Here is a 15522-nt window from a genome sequence, read left to right on the forward strand (position 1 = left end):
GTCATCGACCGCGCAGGAATAGTTTGTCCAGGTCGTCCAGGCCCATCTGGGTCCAGGTCGGGCGACCATGGTTGCACTGGCCGCTGCGCTCGGTGTTTTCCATGTCGCGCAGCAGGGCGTTCATCTCGGGGATGGCCAGGCGCCGGTTGGCGCGCACGGCGCCGTGGCAGGCCATGGTGCCAAGCAGTTCATTCAGGTGCGCCTGGATGCGGTCGCTGGTGCCGTATTCCATCAGGTCGGCAAGCACATCCTGGACCAGGCGATTGGCCTCGGCCTGCTTGAGCAGCGCCGGAATCTGGCGAATCGCCAGGGTTTCAGGGCCCAGGCGCTGCAGCTCGAAGCCCAGGCGCTGAAACCACTGGCCGTGCTCTTCGGCGCAATCAGCCTCGCGCTGGCTCAGCGCCAAGGTTTCCGGCACCAGCAGCGGCTGGCCACTGAGGCCTTCACTGGCCATGGCCACCTTGAGCCGCTCGTACATGATGCGCTCGTGGGCCGCGTGCATGTCCACCAGCACCAGGCCAACGGCGTTCTCGGCGAGGATGTAGATACCCTTGAGCTGCGCCAGTGCATAACCCAGCGGCGGGATGTCGCCCTGGCTTTCCGGCAGCGCCGAAGGGGCTGGCGCACCTTCGGCCAGTGGTTTGTAGAACTCGCGATACACCGCTTGGGACTCGGCAGCCGGCAACGGCTGCGACGGGCGTGGGGTGTACTGATATTGGTAACCGGCGCCACTGCCGCCATTGGAAATGGCGCGCTGTGGCTGTTCGAGCACTGGCGAGGCCAGGCGCATTTCGCCCTGCGGGCCGAACTCACCGACCAGCTGGCCCGTCGGGCGAATCAGTTCAGGCACAGCGGCAGGCGCAGCCAGCTGGTCTTCCGGGCGCACGTCAGCCAGGGCACGGTGCAGCGTGCCATAGAGGAAGTCGTGCACCGAGCGGCCTTCACGGAAGCGCACTTCGTGCTTGGTCGGGTGAACGTTGACGTCGACACCGTTCGGCTCAAGTTCGAGGAACAGCACAAAGGTCGGGTGCCGGCCGTTGAACAGCACGTCGCGATAGGCCTGGCGCACGGCATGGGCGACCAGTTTGTCGCGCACCGCACGGCCATTGACGAAGAAGTACTGCAAGTCGGCCTGGCTACGCGAGAACGTCGGCAGGCCGACCCAGCCCCACAGCCTCAGGCCATTGCGCTCGACGTCGATCGGCAGCGCCTGCTCCATGAAGCCCGGCCCGCAGATGGCACCGACCCGCCGAGCACGAGCAGTTTCGTCATGTGCCTCATGCAGGCTGAGGATGCTCTTGCCGTTGTGGCGCAGATGGAAGCCGACATCGAAGCGGGCCAGGGCCAGGCGCCGGATGACTTCCTGAAGGTGATCGAATTCGGTCTTTTCAGCCTTGAGGAACTTGCGCCGGGCCGGGGTGTTGAAGAACAGGTCGCGCACCTCCACCGAGGTGCCAACCGGATGCGCGGCGGGTTGCACGCGCGGGGTCATGTCACGGCCTTCGGTCTCGACCTGCCAGGCTTCGCCGGCACTGGCCGTACGCGAAGTCAGGGTCAGGCGCGCCACCGAGCTGATCGATGCCAGGGCCTCGCCACGGAAGCCCAGGCTCAGAACGCCTTCAAGGTCTTCAAGCTCGCGAATCTTGCTGGTGGCGTGACGGGCCAGGGCCAGCGGCAGGTCATCGGCGGAAATGCCACTGCCATCGTCACGCACCCGCAGCAGCTTCACGCCGCCCTGCTCGACCTCCACGTCGATGCGCCGAGCACCGGAGTCCAGGCTATTTTCCAACAGCTCCTTGGCCACCGACGCAGGGCGCTCGACCACCTCACCCGCGGCGATCTGGTTGGCCAGCCGCGGGCTGAGCAGCTGGATGCGTGAACCGCCACTCATTGCGAAGCCAGTGTGGTAGCAGGGATATCGAGGTGCTGGCCGACCTTCAGCTCGTCGGTCTTGAGGCTGTTGGTGCTGCGCAGGCTGGCCACGCTGACTTGATAGCGCACGGCAAGCATCGCCAGGGTTTCGCCCGGGCGCACCGTGTGTTCACGTGGCCCTTGGGCGATCTTGCCACTGTCACGTAACCAGGCAACGTAGGTGCCCGGCGGCGGGTTCTGCTGGAAGTACTGGCGCACGCCGGTATGAATCGAACGCGCCAACGCTTGCTGATGGCTGGCACTGGCCAGCTTGGTCGCTTCGTTGTTGTTCGAGATGAACCCGGTTTCAACGAGGATCGATGGAATATCTGGCGACTTCAGCACCATAAAGCCTGCCTGCTCCACCCGCTGCTTGTGCAGCGACGTCACGCGCCCCATGTTGCCGAGCACCTTCTGCCCGACGTTCAGGCTGGAGCTCAGCGTTGCAGTCATCGACAGGTCGAGCAGCACGCCCGCGAGCATGCGGTCCTTGTCGTCGAGGCTGACGTTGCCGGCACCACCGATCAGGTCGGAGCGGTTTTCCGTGTCGGCCAGCCAGCGTGCCGTCTCGGATGTGGCACCCCGGTCGGACAGGGCGAACACCGAGGCGCCGAAAGCGGCGCGCGACGGTGCAGCATCGGCGTGGATGGAAATGAACAGGTCGGCACCCTTCTTGCGGGCGATCTCGGTGCGCTTGCGCAGCGGGATGAAGTAATCACCGGTGCGGGTCAGCTCGGCACGGTAGCCCTTCTCGGTGTTGATCTGGCGCTGCAGCTCCTTGGCGATCTGCAGCACGATGTCTTTCTCGTGCTGGCCGCGGGAGCCGGAAGCGCCCGGGTCTTCGCCGCCATGGCCGGCATCGATGGCGACCACGATGTCGCGCTTGCCACTTGGCACCGGTGGCAGCTTGATCGCTGGCTGAGCCGGGCTTACCGGCACAGCGGGCGTGGTCGCTGGGGTTTGCACCGGCGTTGGCGGCGGGGTCGGCGCGGTGGCGGCGATGGCGTCGGCTTCCTGGTCGTACAGGTCGACCACCAGGCGATTGCCATACTGGGCATTGGGCGCCAGGGTAAAGCTCTTGGGCGTGACCGACTTTTTCAGATCGACTACCACCCGCAGGTCGGTGGGGGTCCTCTGGGCCGAGCGCACGCTGCTGATCGGCGTATTGGAGGTCGACACGTTCAAAGGCGCGGCCAAGGTCGCGCCGTTGATGTCGATCACCAGGCGATCGGGTGCGCTGAGGGTGAAGACACTATGCTGCACGGGGCCAGACAGGTCGAAGACCAACCGCGTGTTGTCCGGCGCACGCCACAGGCGCACGCTCTTGACTTGAGTGACGGCCAGAGCGTCAACGGTCACCGCTGTCAGCAGCAATCCAACGACAGCGACCAGTGCGCGTATGCGCATACCTACCCCACTTACTGTTTATAGTGTGCGGCCAGTGCAGTGCACCAGGCCTCGCCGCGAGCCCCCTGCGGCGTAAGGTCAAGCGAGCGGCCGCCCGCTTGGGGGCTTATGGTAATGGTCAGGTCGGGCTTTGGCAAAACGCCCGCACCCTTTTGTGGCCATTCGAACAGGCACAGCGGATCGCCCTCGAAATAGTCACGAATCCCCATGAACTCCAGCTCCTCCGGGTCGACCAGGCGATACAGGTCGAAATGGAAGGCGCGCACCTCACCGATTTCGTAGGGTTCAACCACAGTGAAAGTCGGACTTTTCACTGCACCAGTATGGCCCAAGCCACGGATCAGGCCACGCGAGAGCGTGGTCTTGCCGGCCCCAAGGTCGCCTTCCAGAAAAATCACGCCACGACCGCCGGTCACTTCGGCCAGCTTTGCGCCGAAATCGACCGTGGCCGTTTCATCGGCCAGAAACAGGGTTAAGCCAGACACGCAGAATGCTCCTCCAACAACTCACGAATGATCGGCGCCAGATCGCTGGCTGCCAGGCCTCTACCTTTGACACCGAGACGTTCGCCAGCGCAGGCGTGCAGCCATACCCCCAGGCCCGCCGCGCTCCAGGCATCCAGCCCTTGGGCCAACAGCGCTGCCAGCACACCGGTCAGCACGTCACCCAAGCCGGCGCCGGCCATCGCCGGGTGGCCTCGCTCGCACAGCGCCAGCTGCCCGGTGGGGTCCGCCACCAGGGTTCCGGCGCCCTTGAGCACGCAGACACTGGCATAGCGCCGGGCCAGCTTGCGCGCGGCGCCTGGGCGGTCAGCCTGCACGGCTTCGGTGGATATACCCAGTAGCCGCGCCGCTTCCCCCGGGTGCGGGGTGAGGATGCTACCACTGGGCAGTGCCAGTGGCGTGCGGGCCAGCAGGTTCAGGGCATCGGCGTCCCACACCTGCGGCCGCTCGGCGTTGGCCACTGCAGACAGCAGGCTGCGGCCCCAGGCTGCCTGACCCAGGCCGGGGCCCACCACCAGCACCGATGCACGCTCCAGCACGCCGATCAACTGGTTGGCCGACTCGACCCCAAGGCACATGCTCTCCGGCAGGCGCGCCAGCCCGGCCACGACATGCTCCGGGCGTGTCGCCACGCTGACCAACCCGGCGCCGCAGCGCAGCGCAGCCTCGGCACTGAGCAGCACGGCGCCGCCGGTGCCCAGGTCGCCACCGACGACCAGCACATGGCCGAAGTCGCCTTTATGGGCAGGCGCATGGCGAGCCGGCAGGCGTGCGACAGTCACGCTGCTGAGTCGTTGCGGGGCATTGCTGGGGTGTTTGGTCTGCGGCATGGGGTCAAAGGCTCTAATGTCTGGCAGAATTATACGCACCTGAGCCCGTATTGCCTGCCCATCCATGTCTGCCTGTACACCTGACCTCGCCCAACTGGCCCAATCCATCAAGATCTGGGGCCAAGAACTCGGTTTTGCCCATGTCGGCATCGCCGGTGTCGACCTTGGCGAACACGAACAGCACCTGCAACGCTGGCTCGACGCCGGCTACCAGGGCGAAATGGAATACCTCGGTGCCCACGGCAGCAAACGCGCCCACCCCGACCAGCTGATACCCGGCACGGTACGGGTGGTGTCGCTGCGCATGGACTACCTGCCCGGTGACACGCAAATGGCGCAACGCTTGGCCCAGCCGGAAAAGGCCTACGTGTCGCGCTACGCACTCGGCCGGGACTACCACAAGCTGGTACGCAAGCGTGTGCAGTTCCTGGCAGACCGTATTCAGGAAGCGATCGGCCCATTCGGCTATCGCGCCTTCGTCGACAGCGCACCGGTGCTGGAAAAGGCCCTGGCCGAACAGGCCGGGCTTGGCTGGATCGGCAAGAACACCCTGCTGCTCAACCGCAAGGCCGGCAGCTACTTCTTCCTCGCCGAACTATTCGTCGACCTGCCGCTGCCGGTGGACGAGGCACATACCAGTGAACACTGCGGGCGCTGCCAGGCCTGCCTGGACATCTGCCCCACCCAGGCGTTCGTCGGGCCTTACGTGCTGGATGCGCGACGTTGCATTTCCTACCTGACCATCGAGTTGCGCGGGCCTATTCCGGTCGAGTTGCGCTCGATGATGGGCAATCGCGTATTTGGCTGCGACGACTGCCAGATAGTCTGCCCGTGGAACCGCTTTGCCAATCACAGCAAGGAGCAGGACTTCCAGCCGAGACACGGGCTGGAAAATGCCGAGCTGGCTGAAATGTTCCTGTGGGACGAGCGCACCTTCCTGCGCAAGACCGAGGGCGGGCCTTTGCGGCGCGCGGGGTATGAGCGATTTTTGCGCAACCTGGCGGTGGGGTTGGGTAATGCTCCATCGACGATTCCGGTGATCGAGGCATTGAAGGCCAGGCGCGCAGATGAGTCGGAGCTGGTGCGCGAGCATGTGGAGTGGGCGCTAGGGCGGCACGGAATCCGCTAGTCAAGCGCCCCACAGGGGCCTCATCAAGACTACTGCTGATCGTTATAGTGAAACTTGGGCATTTCCCAATGGAAACGGATCGCCAGCAAGCGCACCAGGAAGCCACCAAACAAGGTCAGCAGCATCGCCTGCTCCGCCGGTACCTTGAAGTACACGCAACCCAGATAGAACCACGCCGCTGCGAATGACACGCTGGCATACAGCTCGCGCCTGAACACCAGCGGGATGTCGTTGCAGAAAATATCCCGCAAAATCCCGCCAAACACTCCTGTGATCACCCCGCTGATCGAGGCCACCAGCATGCCCTGCCCCATCTCCAGCGCAGTCATGCAGCCGATCAGGGTAAAGGCCACCAGGCCCAGGGCATCCAGCACCAGAAACAGCGAGCGCAAACGGCGCATCATCGGCGCGATGAAAATCGTCAGCAGGGCGGCGAAGCTGGTCAACACCAGGTATTCCGGGTGCTTCACCCAAGTCAGCGGGTAATGCCCGAGCAGCACGTCGCGCACCGAGCCGCCACCCAGGGCGGTCACGCAGGCGATCAGCACCACGCCAAACCAGTCCATGCCGCGGCGACCGGCAGACAGGGCGCCGGTCATGGCTTCGGCGGTGATCGCAATAAGGTAGAGCATCAACAACATGGCGCGGGTCCGTGCGGGAAAGGCGCGCAGTCTAACCAGTTGCCGTAGGCACCAAAAGAGGGCGTGAGCACAATAACTGCGCCCTTTCGGTTCATACCTTGATGAAATGCTCGCGGTAGTGACGCAGCTCGGCGATCGACTCGCGGATATCGTCCAGGGCCAGGTGGGTGCTGCCTTTCTTGAAGCTGTCACGCACGTCCGGCGCCCAGCGCGCGGCCAGCTCTTTCAGGGTGGAGACATCGAGGTTGCGATAGTGGAAGTAATTTTCCAGGCCACGCATGTGCCGGTAAAGGAAACGGCGGTCCTGGCAGATGCTGTTGCCGCAGATCGGCGACTTGCCTTTCGGCACCCACTGCTCGAGAAAGGCGATGGTCTGCGCTTCGGCTTCAGCCATGCTGATCTTGCTGTCGCGCACGCGCTGGGTCAGGCCCGAGCCGCCATGGGTGCGGGTGTTCCACTCGTCCATGCGCGCCAGCACTTCGTCACTGTGGTGGATGGCGATCACCGGGCCTTCGGCCAAGGTGTTCAGCTCGCTGTCGGTGACGATGGTGGCCATCTCGATGATGACGTCGTGGTCCGGATCCAGACCGGTCATTTCCAGATCGATCCAGATCAGGTTCTGTGGGTTCTGCATGTAGGGGGCTCCTCGTATAGGCCGTCATAGTAGCCTAGCGACACTGGCCTGCGCATGCGCGGCGCAAAGGTAACCAGAATGGTCCATGAGCTGGCGTGCTAAACTGCCTGCCGTTTTCAACTTGCCCCACCTTGGAAGGTCCATGGCCAAACGCCAGCTCAATCGTCGCCAGAACTGGCGTATCGAAAAAATCCAGAACGAACGCGCCGCTCGCGCCGCCAAACGCGAGCAGCACGTGCTGCTAGAGCTGGAGGGCGGCGACCTGGGGCCGGAACAGTTGGGCCTGGTGATCGCCCACTTCGGTGTGCAGGTCGAGGTCGAAGCCCAGGACGGCGAAGTCGCCGGGCAGGTATTCCGCTGCCACCTGCGGGCCAACCTGCCGGCACTGGTCACTGGCGACCGCGTGGTCTGGCGTGCCGGCAACCAGGGCATCGGCGTGATCGTCGCGCAGATGCCGCGCAGCACCGAGCTGTGCCGGCCGAACAACCATGGCCAGCTCAAGCCGGTCGCGGCCAACGTCGACCTGATCGTGATTGTCTTCGCCCCGGCACCAGAGCCGCATCCGAACCTGATCGACCGTTACCTGGTCGCTGCCGAGCACGCTGGCATTCGCCCGCTGCTGTTGCTGAACAAGGCCGACCTGATCGACGACGAGAACGGCCCTGGCCTGCATGCACTGCTCGAGGTCTATCGCGAGCTGGGCTACCCGCTGCTGGAAGTCTCCGCGCACCACGGCGACGGCATGCAGCGCCTGCAACAGATGCTCGACGGGCACATCAGCGTGTTCGTCGGTCAGTCCGGCGTGGGCAAGTCGTCGCTGGTGAACAGCCTGCTGCCGGATGCCGGCACCCGCGTCGGTGACCTGTCCGAATGGTCCGGCCAGGGTCAGCACACCACCACCACGGCGCGCCTGTATCACTTCCCCAACGGCGGCGACCTGATCGACTCGCCAGGCATCCGCGAGTTCGGCCTCGGCCACGTCAGCCGTGACGATGTGGAAGATGGCTTCATCGAGTTCCGCGACCTGTTCGGCACCTGCCGCTTCCGCGATTGCAAGCATGATCGCGAACCAGGGTGCGCGCTGCTCAAGGCCCTCGAAGAGGGTCGAATCAAGCCGCAGCGAATGAACAGCTACCGCTCGATCATTGCCAGCCTGCCCGAAGATGCCTACTAATTTGTAGGAGATGTTACCGGGGCGCGTAGGACGCCTCCGGTTTTCCTGCCATCTATTGCCCTACTCCTCGCTTTCCCTGAAGGTCATGACTTCTATCAGGGAGGGCAACCGCGATGCCGGTTTTTATCAGTTACCGCCACGAAGAGCGGCTCGACGCCTTTATTCTCAACGAACGCCTGCTGCTCGAAGGTATTACCGCGCAGTTGGTAGCGTTCGGCGGCGACGGCCAGCCCTACGACGACCTCTATGGCAACGCCTGCCAGCAGATAAGCGATGCAACTCACTGGATTGGCCTGCTGCCCGCAGAACCCGACCAGGACTGGTGGACCGCCTGGCTGCTGGGGGCTGCCGTGATGGCTAACCGACGGGTCAGTTTTTATTGCAAAGCGGACGGCGAACTACCGGCACACCTAGGCAAGTGGCCAGTCATGCGCGAGCGCGTGCATATCGACCTGTTTGTGAGGGCGTATCACGACGAGCGCACGTTCCAACGGGCAATGGTGTTACCGAAAGGGGGCATAGCGAGTGCCGACCGGCACAACGCAGACTTTTTTCATGCTGATCTCAAGGCCAAGATCAGGCGGGGGTTTTGAGCCATAGGGCCGCTTCGCGGCCCCTGACAGCATTTACTGACCCTTTTGCTCATCCATCTTCAGGGTGCCATCCTCGAAGATGTTCAACTTCTGGCGCAGTTCGCGCGGTTGCATTGGCGCCTCGGCAGCGGCATTCCCTGCCGCCGACGCTGCAGGAGCCGCCGCCCCAGGCGCTGCACCCGCTGGCGAAGCTGGCTGGGCGGGTGCCTCGGGCGCGCCCTGCTCACCCTCGATGTTGCGCTGCGCTTTCTTGGTCAGGACGATGATATCGATACGACGGTTGACCGGATTGAACGGGTCCTTACGGTCGAACAGCGACGACGAGGCATACCCCACCACCCGTGCCACCTGCCCATCCGGGTAGCCACCGGCAACCAAGGCACGACGCGCGGCGTTGGCGCGGTTGGCCGACAGCTCCCAGTTGCCGAAGTCGCCAGTACCAGCGTACGGTTTGGCATCGGTATGGCCACTGATGCTGATCTTGTTCGGCACCGCCTTGATGGTGTCGGCCATGGCCAGCAGGATGTCTTCGAAATACGGCTGCAGGCGCGCGCTGCCGATATCGAACATCGGCCGGTTCTCGGCATCCATGATCTGGATCCGCAGGCCGTCCTGGGTGATCTCGAACAGGATCTGATCCTTGAACTTCTGCAGCTGCGGGTTTTCTTCGACCTTGTTCTGCAGTTCCTGCAGCAGCAGCTCGAGGCGCTCACGCTCGACCTGTTCGGCCATGGTCTCGACCTGGTCCTTGTCCAGCTGGATGCTGGTGTCAGGCGTAGGTTCGGACTTCTGCTCCGGGTTGATGGTTTTTTCCGGCGCCAGCTGCGGCGAGCCACCCAAGTCGATGATGTACGGCGTGCCGCTCTCGGAAAACCCGATCGGGTCCTTGAAATAACCGGCAATGGCGATCTTCTGCTCTGGCGTAGCCGTGGATAGCAGCCACAGCACCAGGAAGAACGCCATCATCGCCGTGGCGAAGTCGGCGAAGGCGATCTTCCAGGCGCCGCCATGGTGCCCGCCACCGAAGCGCTTGACGCGCTTGATGATTATCGGCTGATTGTTTTCCATGACTCAGCGACCGCGAACCGCTTGTTCCAGCTCGGCAAAGCTTGGGCGATGCTTCGGATACAGCACCTTGCGCCCGAACTCGACGGCCAGCGAAGGCGGCATGCCGGAAGCCGAGGCCACCAGCGATGCTTTAATCGACTCATAGAGGTTGAGCTCTTCCTTGGCGTCATGCTCCAGGCACTTGGCCAAAGGACCGAAGAAGCCATAGGCGGCGAGAATACCGAAGAAGGTACCCACCAGCGCCGCACCCACGTGCATGCCGATGGCCTTCTGGTCGCCATCACCGAGCGATGCCATGGTCACCACGATACCCAGTACCGCCGCGACGATACCGAAGCCAGGCATGCCGTCGGCGATACCGGTGACCGCGTGCGACGGGTGCTCGAGCTCTTCCTTCATGCTCAACAGCTCCATGTCGAACAGGCCTTCGAGCTCGTGGGGGGCCATGTTGCCCGTAGACATGATACGCAGGTAGTCGCAGATGAACGCGGTCATGCGCTCGTCGCCCAGCACCGCCGGGTACTTGGCGAAGATCGGGCTGGAGGCGGCGTCTTCGATATCGCTCTCGATCGCCATCATGCCTTCGCGACGGCTCTTGTTGAGGATTTCGTACACCAGGCCCAGCACTTCCAGATAGAAAGCATGGGAGAAGCGCGAGCCGAACATCTTCATCGACTTTTTGATTACATGCATGGTCATGTAACCAGGGTTGGCCTGCATGAAGGCGCCAAAGGCTGCACCGCCGATGATCAGCACTTCGAACGGCTGGATCAGCGCCGCGATCTTGCCGTGGGAGAGTACATATCCGCCGAGCACGCTCGCGAATACGACGATGATGCCGATAATTTTAGCCATAGGATCAAAGCACTTGCTGTCGTGGTCAGGGAGTGGGACGGGAGCTTTAAAACTCTTCTTCTACTTATCGGCAGAACTGCGCCAGACTATAGCCACCAAATGCGAAAAGCCAGATCGGACTGATGTCAAAATGCCAATGGAATCCAAGGTGCCCACTCAGAATCCGCGTACGGTAGAAGCCTGGGTCAAGCTGCTCGACGGTGTTCGTGTACCGGTCCCGAAGCAGAGTTACGACCGGGTCATGAGCGCGATCAATGACAATCGCCGCTCGTTGCGCGATATCGCCGAACTGATGCAGGACAGCCCCGCCTTGGTGCTGTCGGTGATGCGCGAGGCCAACCACCCCGCCAACGCCAGCCAGGCCGAACCCGCCGAAAGCCTGGAAATTGCCCTCAACCGACTGGGCCTGGCACGCAGCAGGGAACTGCTGATGCGCCTGCCTTCCCTGCCGGAAGATGAGATTCCACCCGTGCTGCGCCAGTTCCTGCTGATCAGCCAGCATGCCGCGCAACAGGCCAGCGGCCTGTTTGCCAGCCGCCTGGCGCGCCTATGGCAGGAGATCCACTGGGGCAGCCTGCTGTTCCTCTCCCCCCTGTGGCCGCTGGCCGTGGTCCAGCCCAAGCTACTGGACGCCTGGGAGTTGCGGGTTATCCACAAGGGTGAAACTGCGGCCGACGTGGAGCAGGAGCTGTTCGGCGTGCGCATCTTCGCCCTGTGCCAGGCCATGGCCGAACACTGGCGGCTGCCCAAGTGGGTGACCCAAGGCTATCGCCTGCTTCTTGAGGAGCGCGACCAACTGGCCATGGTAATGAGCATCGCCCGCGAGGAAGACCTGCTTACCCAGCAGCATCGCCTGGATGAAGCACCCGGCCTGCGCCGCTGGTTCAACGAACCGGCCAATACTGTGCTGCTGGCCAACAACCTGGCCCTGGCGGCGCAGGTAGGCTGGGACAACCCTCACCTGCTGCGCTGGCAGTTGCTGACCGCGCTGTACCTGCAGACCTCGCTGGAAGATGTGCAGCAGCAGGTGCACCAACAAGCTGCGGCCAGCGCCCGACGCCACGCCCGCCATGCCCTGTTCCACCCTGCCGAGGCGCTGATCTGGCCCTGGGACCAGCGTCGCCCGCACCCGGACATGCTCACCCCGCCGCCGCCTTCCAGCGAGGCGCTTGGACGCTGGCGCAAGCTCTGCCAGGAACTGCTGGCCCAACCCAGCCCGTTCGCCAATGCCGTGCACCTGGCCACCAATGCGCGAGAAGCCTTGGAAGCCTGCGGGATGCAACGCATCATGCTGTTTAGCCTGGACAAGGCCAGCGATTACCTGCGCGTGCAGCAAATCGCCGGCCTGCCCAAGGAGGCAGGCGGCATCGCTCTGGACATCGAGCAGAACAAGCTGCTGCAAAAGCTGATGAGCAAGGTCGGCCAGCTGCGGCTGACCCCAGACAATCATGCCCAGTTCTGGGCGCTGCTGCCGGCCCCGCTGCGCGCACTGTTCCACAGCGAACACCTGTTGCTGCGCTCACTGGCCGTCGGCGAACAGGTGCTGATGCTGGTGGTGGCCGACCAGGGCGGAAAACCACTGGCCGATGTCAGCGTCCAGGCCTTCGGCAAGACTTCGCAATGTATTGAGCGTGCGCTGGCGGTGTTCGCCAACCGCAGCGCCTGAGCCTTGCGCTACAATCGCCCCTCTTTCCACACTGGAGAACGTGGATGACTGACTTTTCCGGCCTGCCTTTGGTGATCGAAGCCGCAGACCTGTTGCCGCGCCTGGACTCACCCCAGCTGATCCTGGTCGACCTGAGCAGCGCCAACCGCTATGTCAGCGGGCATATCCCTGGCGCCCGCTTCGTCGAGGGCAAGCGCACCCAACTGGGTCAGCCTCCGGCACCCGGCCTGCTGCCCGCCCTGGCCGACCTGGAAAAGCTGTTCAGCGAACTGGGCCACCGCGACGACGCCGTCTACGTGGTGTACGACGATGAAGGCGGCGGCTGGGCCGGCCGCTTCATCTGGCTGCTCGATGTCATCGGCCACGAGCGCTACCACTACCTCAATGGCGGCATCCAGGCCTGGCCGGCGGACAAACTCTCCACCGACGTGCCAGTACCCGGCGGCACGCCCGTGCACCTGCAACTGCACGGCGAACCGACCGCCACCCGCGAATACTTGCAAAGCCGCCTGGGCGCCGATGACCTGGTTATCTGGGACGCGCGTGCTCCGCAGGAATTCAACGGTGAAAAAGTCCTGGCAGCCAAGGCCGGACACATTCCCGGCGCGGTCAATTTCGAATGGACTGCTGGCATGGACCTCAACGATCACCTGCGCATCCGTGCAGATATCGCTGAAGTGCTCCAGCAACTGGGCATCACCCCGGACAAGGAAGTGATCACCCACTGCCAGACCCACCGCCGCTCCGGTTTCACCTACCTGGTGGCCAAGGCCCTCGGTTACCCACGTATCAAGGCTTACGCCGGTTCGTGGAGCGAATGGGGCAACCACCCGGACACGCCTGTCGAAGTTCAAGGACAATCAACTCAATGAAATCCCGTCTGTTCATCATCAGTCAGTACCTGCTGCCGCACCACTTGCTGTCGCGCCTGGCTGGCTGTGTGGCCGAATGCCGTGCACGCTGGTTCAAGAACGCCTTCACCGCCTGGTTCGCCAAGCGTTACCAGGTGAACATGAGCGAAGCGCTGGTCGAAGACCTCACCGCCTACGAGCACTTCAACGCCTTCTTCACCCGCGCCCTCAAACCTGGCGCTCGCCCGTTGGACGAAACCCCGGGCGCAATCCTCTGCCCGGCCGACGGTGCCGTCAGCCAACTGGGCCCGATCGAACACGGTCGTATCTTCCAGGCCAAGGGCCACAGCTTCAGCGCACTTGAATTGCTTGGCGGTGATCCGGCACTGGCTGCGCCATTCATGGGGGGCGAGTTCGCCACCATCTACCTGTCGCCGAAGGATTACCACCGCGTGCACATGCCGCTCGCCGGTACCCTGCGCGAGATGGTCTACGTGCCGGGCCGCCTGTTCTCGGTCAACCAGACCACCGCCGAGAACGTTCCGGAGCTGTTTGCCCGCAACGAGCGCGTGGTGTGCCTGTTCGATACCGAGCGCGGGCCGATGGCCGTAGTGCTGGTCGGCGCCATGATCGTCGCCTCGATCGAGACCGTGTGGGCCGGCCTGGTCACCCCACCGAAGCGTGAGCTGAAGACCTTCCGCTATGACGAAAGCAGCCGTGCGCCGATTCACCTGGAGAAAGGCGCCGAGCTGGGCCGCTTCAAGCTGGGTTCGACCGCCATCGTCCTGTTCGGGCCAGAGCAGGTGAAATGGGCCGAGACCCTGGGTGCAGCTTCGGCGGTGCGCATGGGTGAACTGCTGGCAACCCCTGCCCAGGCTTGACCCTGGACGCAAAAAAAAGGCCCTGCATGTGCAGGGCCTTTTTTGTCTGGCGATTAGCCGCGGGCGTCGCGGTCGCGCAGGCCCAGCAGGTACAGCACGCCATCCAGCCCCAGGGTGGAAATCGCCTGCTTGGCCGATTGGCGCACCAGCGGCTTGGCGCGGAACGCGACGCCCAGGCCGGCCAGCGACAGCATCGGCAGGTCGTTGGCGCCATCACCCACGGCGATGGTCTGTTCCAGCTGCAAGCCTTCTTCGCTGGCCAGCTGCTGCAGCAGTTCCGCCTTGCGCTGGGCGTCGACGATCGGCTCCACGGCCACGCCGGTCACCTTGCCATCGACCACTTCCAGTTCGTTGGCGAATACGTAATCGATACCCAGGCGCGCCTGCACCTGCTTGGCGAAGTATGAGAAGCCGCCGGACAGGATCGCCGTCTTGTAGCCCAGGCGCTTGAGTTCGGCGAACAGGTTCTCGGCACCTTCGGTCAGGCGCAGGGAAGCGCCGATCTCGTCGAGTACGCCGACATCCAGGCCCTTGAGCAGCGCCATGCGCTCCTTGAAGCTTGCGCGGAAGTCCAGCTCGCCACGCATGGCCCGCTCAGTGATCGCGGCAACCTGTTCACCCACACCGGCCGCCTTGGCCAGTTCGTCGATGACTTCAGCCTCGATCAGCGTCGAGTCCATGTCGAATACCGCCAGGCGGCGGTTGCGGCGGAACAGGTCATCTTTCTGGAACGCGATGTCGATGCTCAGCTCTTCGGCCAGCGCGAAGAAGTCGGCACGCAATGCCTGGGCGTCACTCGGCACACCACGCACGGAAATTTCCAGCGCCGCCTTGCCCTTCTCGCTCGGAGCACCAAGGGAAACCCGCGCCGACAGGCGCTCGATACGTTCGATGGTCAGGCCATACTGGCTGATGATCGCACTGACGCGTTGCAGTTGCTCCGGGGTGATCTTGCGGCTGAGCAGGGTCGCGATATGCCGCGCTTCGCCCTGGGCATCGGCCCAGTGCTGGTAGTCGGCCTCGGAAATCGGCGTGTAGCGCGCCTGCAGGTTCAGCTCGTGGGCCTTGGACTGCACGCTCTGCAGCAGGCTGGTGGCCACTTCGTTGTCGGGGATGTCGACCAGAATGCCGAACGACAGAGTGCCGTGCATCACCGCCAGGCCGATGTCGAGGATGTTCACACCGCCCTGGAGCAGGACGCCGGTAATGGCGGCGGTGAGACCGGGGCGGTCCTCACCGGTGATGTTGATCAGAACGATTTCGCGCACAACCTGGCTCCGACTTCGATGAAAAATGCGCATTCTACCGATTTTCCATGACGATCGGGCGCCAACTCTACTTTGCCGACAAAACACTGCTCGCTATACTGCCCAACACTT

The 15522-nt window shown here is 63.6% G+C and carries 15 protein-coding genes; 6 read left to right on the plus strand and 9 right to left on the minus strand.

Going from position 1 to position 15522, the window contains the following annotated elements; genetic code table 11:
• Position 1: 1 nt before the first annotated feature.
• The 4 genes from mutL to APH28_RS15315 are packed head-to-tail and all read right to left on the minus strand — an operon-like array spanning position 2 to position 4651.
• Positions 2 to 1891 carry a DNA mismatch repair endonuclease MutL gene (mutL, locus tag APH28_RS15300; RefSeq protein ID WP_060510658.1) on the minus strand — a complete coding sequence of 630 codons (1890 nt, stop codon included), beginning with the start codon at positions 1889 to 1891 and terminating at the stop codon, positions 2 to 4.
• Positions 1888 to 3318, minus strand: a complete 1431-nt coding sequence (locus APH28_RS15305) for an N-acetylmuramoyl-L-alanine amidase (protein ID WP_060510660.1) — start codon at positions 3316 to 3318, stop codon at positions 1888 to 1890. The genes mutL and APH28_RS15305 overlap by 4 nt, the downstream gene beginning before the upstream one ends.
• 11 nt (positions 3319 to 3329) lie before the next feature.
• Positions 3330 to 3788, minus strand: a complete 459-nt coding sequence (tsaE, locus tag APH28_RS15310) for a tRNA (adenosine(37)-N6)-threonylcarbamoyltransferase complex ATPase subunit type 1 TsaE (RefSeq protein ID WP_371263091.1) — start codon at positions 3786 to 3788, stop codon at positions 3330 to 3332.
• Positions 3789 to 3790: 2 nt separating this feature from the next.
• A complete protein-coding gene (locus APH28_RS15315) occupies positions 3791 to 4651 on the minus strand; it encodes an NAD(P)H-hydrate dehydratase (RefSeq protein WP_060510664.1) in 861 nt (286 codons plus the stop codon).
• 64 nt (positions 4652 to 4715) lie between these two features.
• Here APH28_RS15315 and queG point away from each other — a divergent pair, with 64 nt between their 5' ends.
• A complete protein-coding gene (gene queG, locus APH28_RS15320; RefSeq protein WP_060510666.1) occupies positions 4716 to 5780 on the plus strand; it encodes a tRNA epoxyqueuosine(34) reductase QueG in 1065 nt (354 codons plus the stop codon).
• A 29-nt stretch (positions 5781 to 5809) separates the two neighbouring features.
• On the opposite strand, the gene APH28_RS15325 is transcribed toward queG, so the two are convergent.
• Together APH28_RS15325 and orn are read right to left on the minus strand one after the other, a co-directional pair.
• Entirely contained in the window at positions 5810 to 6421 is a 612-nt protein-coding gene (locus APH28_RS15325) for a trimeric intracellular cation channel family protein (RefSeq protein WP_003249516.1), read from the minus strand.
• Between the two features lie 91 nt (positions 6422 to 6512).
• Positions 6513 to 7055 (minus strand): oligoribonuclease, encoded by a 543-nt coding sequence (gene orn, locus APH28_RS15330; RefSeq protein ID WP_060510668.1) that lies wholly within the window; start codon positions 7053 to 7055, stop codon positions 6513 to 6515.
• Positions 7056 to 7197: 142 nt separating this feature from the next.
• Between orn and rsgA the strand changes: the two genes are divergently transcribed.
• Positions 7198 to 8229 (plus strand): small ribosomal subunit biogenesis GTPase RsgA, encoded by a 1032-nt coding sequence (gene rsgA / locus APH28_RS15335; protein WP_060510670.1) that lies wholly within the window; start codon positions 7198 to 7200, stop codon positions 8227 to 8229.
• A 113-nt stretch (positions 8230 to 8342) separates the two neighbouring features.
• Entirely contained in the window at positions 8343 to 8822 is a 480-nt protein-coding gene (locus APH28_RS15340) for a hypothetical protein (protein ID WP_060510671.1), read from the plus strand.
• 33 nt (positions 8823 to 8855) lie between these two features.
• On the opposite strand, the gene motB is transcribed toward APH28_RS15340, so the two are convergent.
• Together motB and motA are read right to left on the minus strand one after the other, a co-directional pair.
• Positions 8856 to 9890, minus strand: coding sequence for a flagellar motor protein MotB (gene motB, locus APH28_RS15345; protein ID WP_060510673.1), 1035 nt, complete (start codon positions 9888 to 9890; stop codon positions 8856 to 8858).
• Between the two features lie 3 nt (positions 9891 to 9893).
• A complete protein-coding gene (motA, locus tag APH28_RS15350; protein ID WP_060510675.1) occupies positions 9894 to 10745 on the minus strand; it encodes a flagellar motor stator protein MotA in 852 nt (283 codons plus the stop codon).
• 130 nt (positions 10746 to 10875) lie between these two features.
• On the opposite strand from motA, the gene APH28_RS15355 reads away from it, so the two are divergent.
• Genes APH28_RS15355 through asd form a run of 3 tightly spaced genes read left to right on the plus strand, consistent with a single transcriptional unit; the run spans position 10876 to position 14143 of the window.
• On the plus strand, positions 10876 to 12411 hold the full coding sequence (locus APH28_RS15355) for an HDOD domain-containing protein (protein WP_060510677.1): 1536 nt from the start codon (positions 10876 to 10878) through the stop codon (positions 12409 to 12411).
• A 44-nt stretch (positions 12412 to 12455) separates the two neighbouring features.
• The gene (locus tag APH28_RS15360) at positions 12456 to 13283 is read left to right on the plus strand and encodes a rhodanese-like domain-containing protein (RefSeq protein ID WP_060510679.1); all 828 of its coding nucleotides are present in this window, start codon (positions 12456 to 12458) and stop codon (positions 13281 to 13283) included.
• On the plus strand, positions 13280 to 14143 hold the full coding sequence (asd, locus tag APH28_RS15365) for an archaetidylserine decarboxylase (RefSeq protein ID WP_060510682.1): 864 nt from the start codon (positions 13280 to 13282) through the stop codon (positions 14141 to 14143). The genes APH28_RS15360 and asd overlap by 4 nt, the downstream gene beginning before the upstream one ends.
• Before the next feature lie 53 nt (positions 14144 to 14196).
• Here asd and serB read toward each other — a convergent pair whose 3' ends face one another.
• Positions 14197 to 15411: a phosphoserine phosphatase SerB gene (gene serB, locus APH28_RS15370; protein WP_060510684.1), complete on the minus strand. Its 1215-nt coding sequence runs from the start codon at positions 15409 to 15411 to the stop codon at positions 14197 to 14199.
• Positions 15412 to 15522 lie beyond the last annotated feature (111 nt).

Source organism: Pseudomonas sp. NBRC 111124 (assembly GCF_001320245.1).
Classification (GTDB): domain Bacteria; phylum Pseudomonadota; class Gammaproteobacteria; order Pseudomonadales; family Pseudomonadaceae; genus Aquipseudomonas.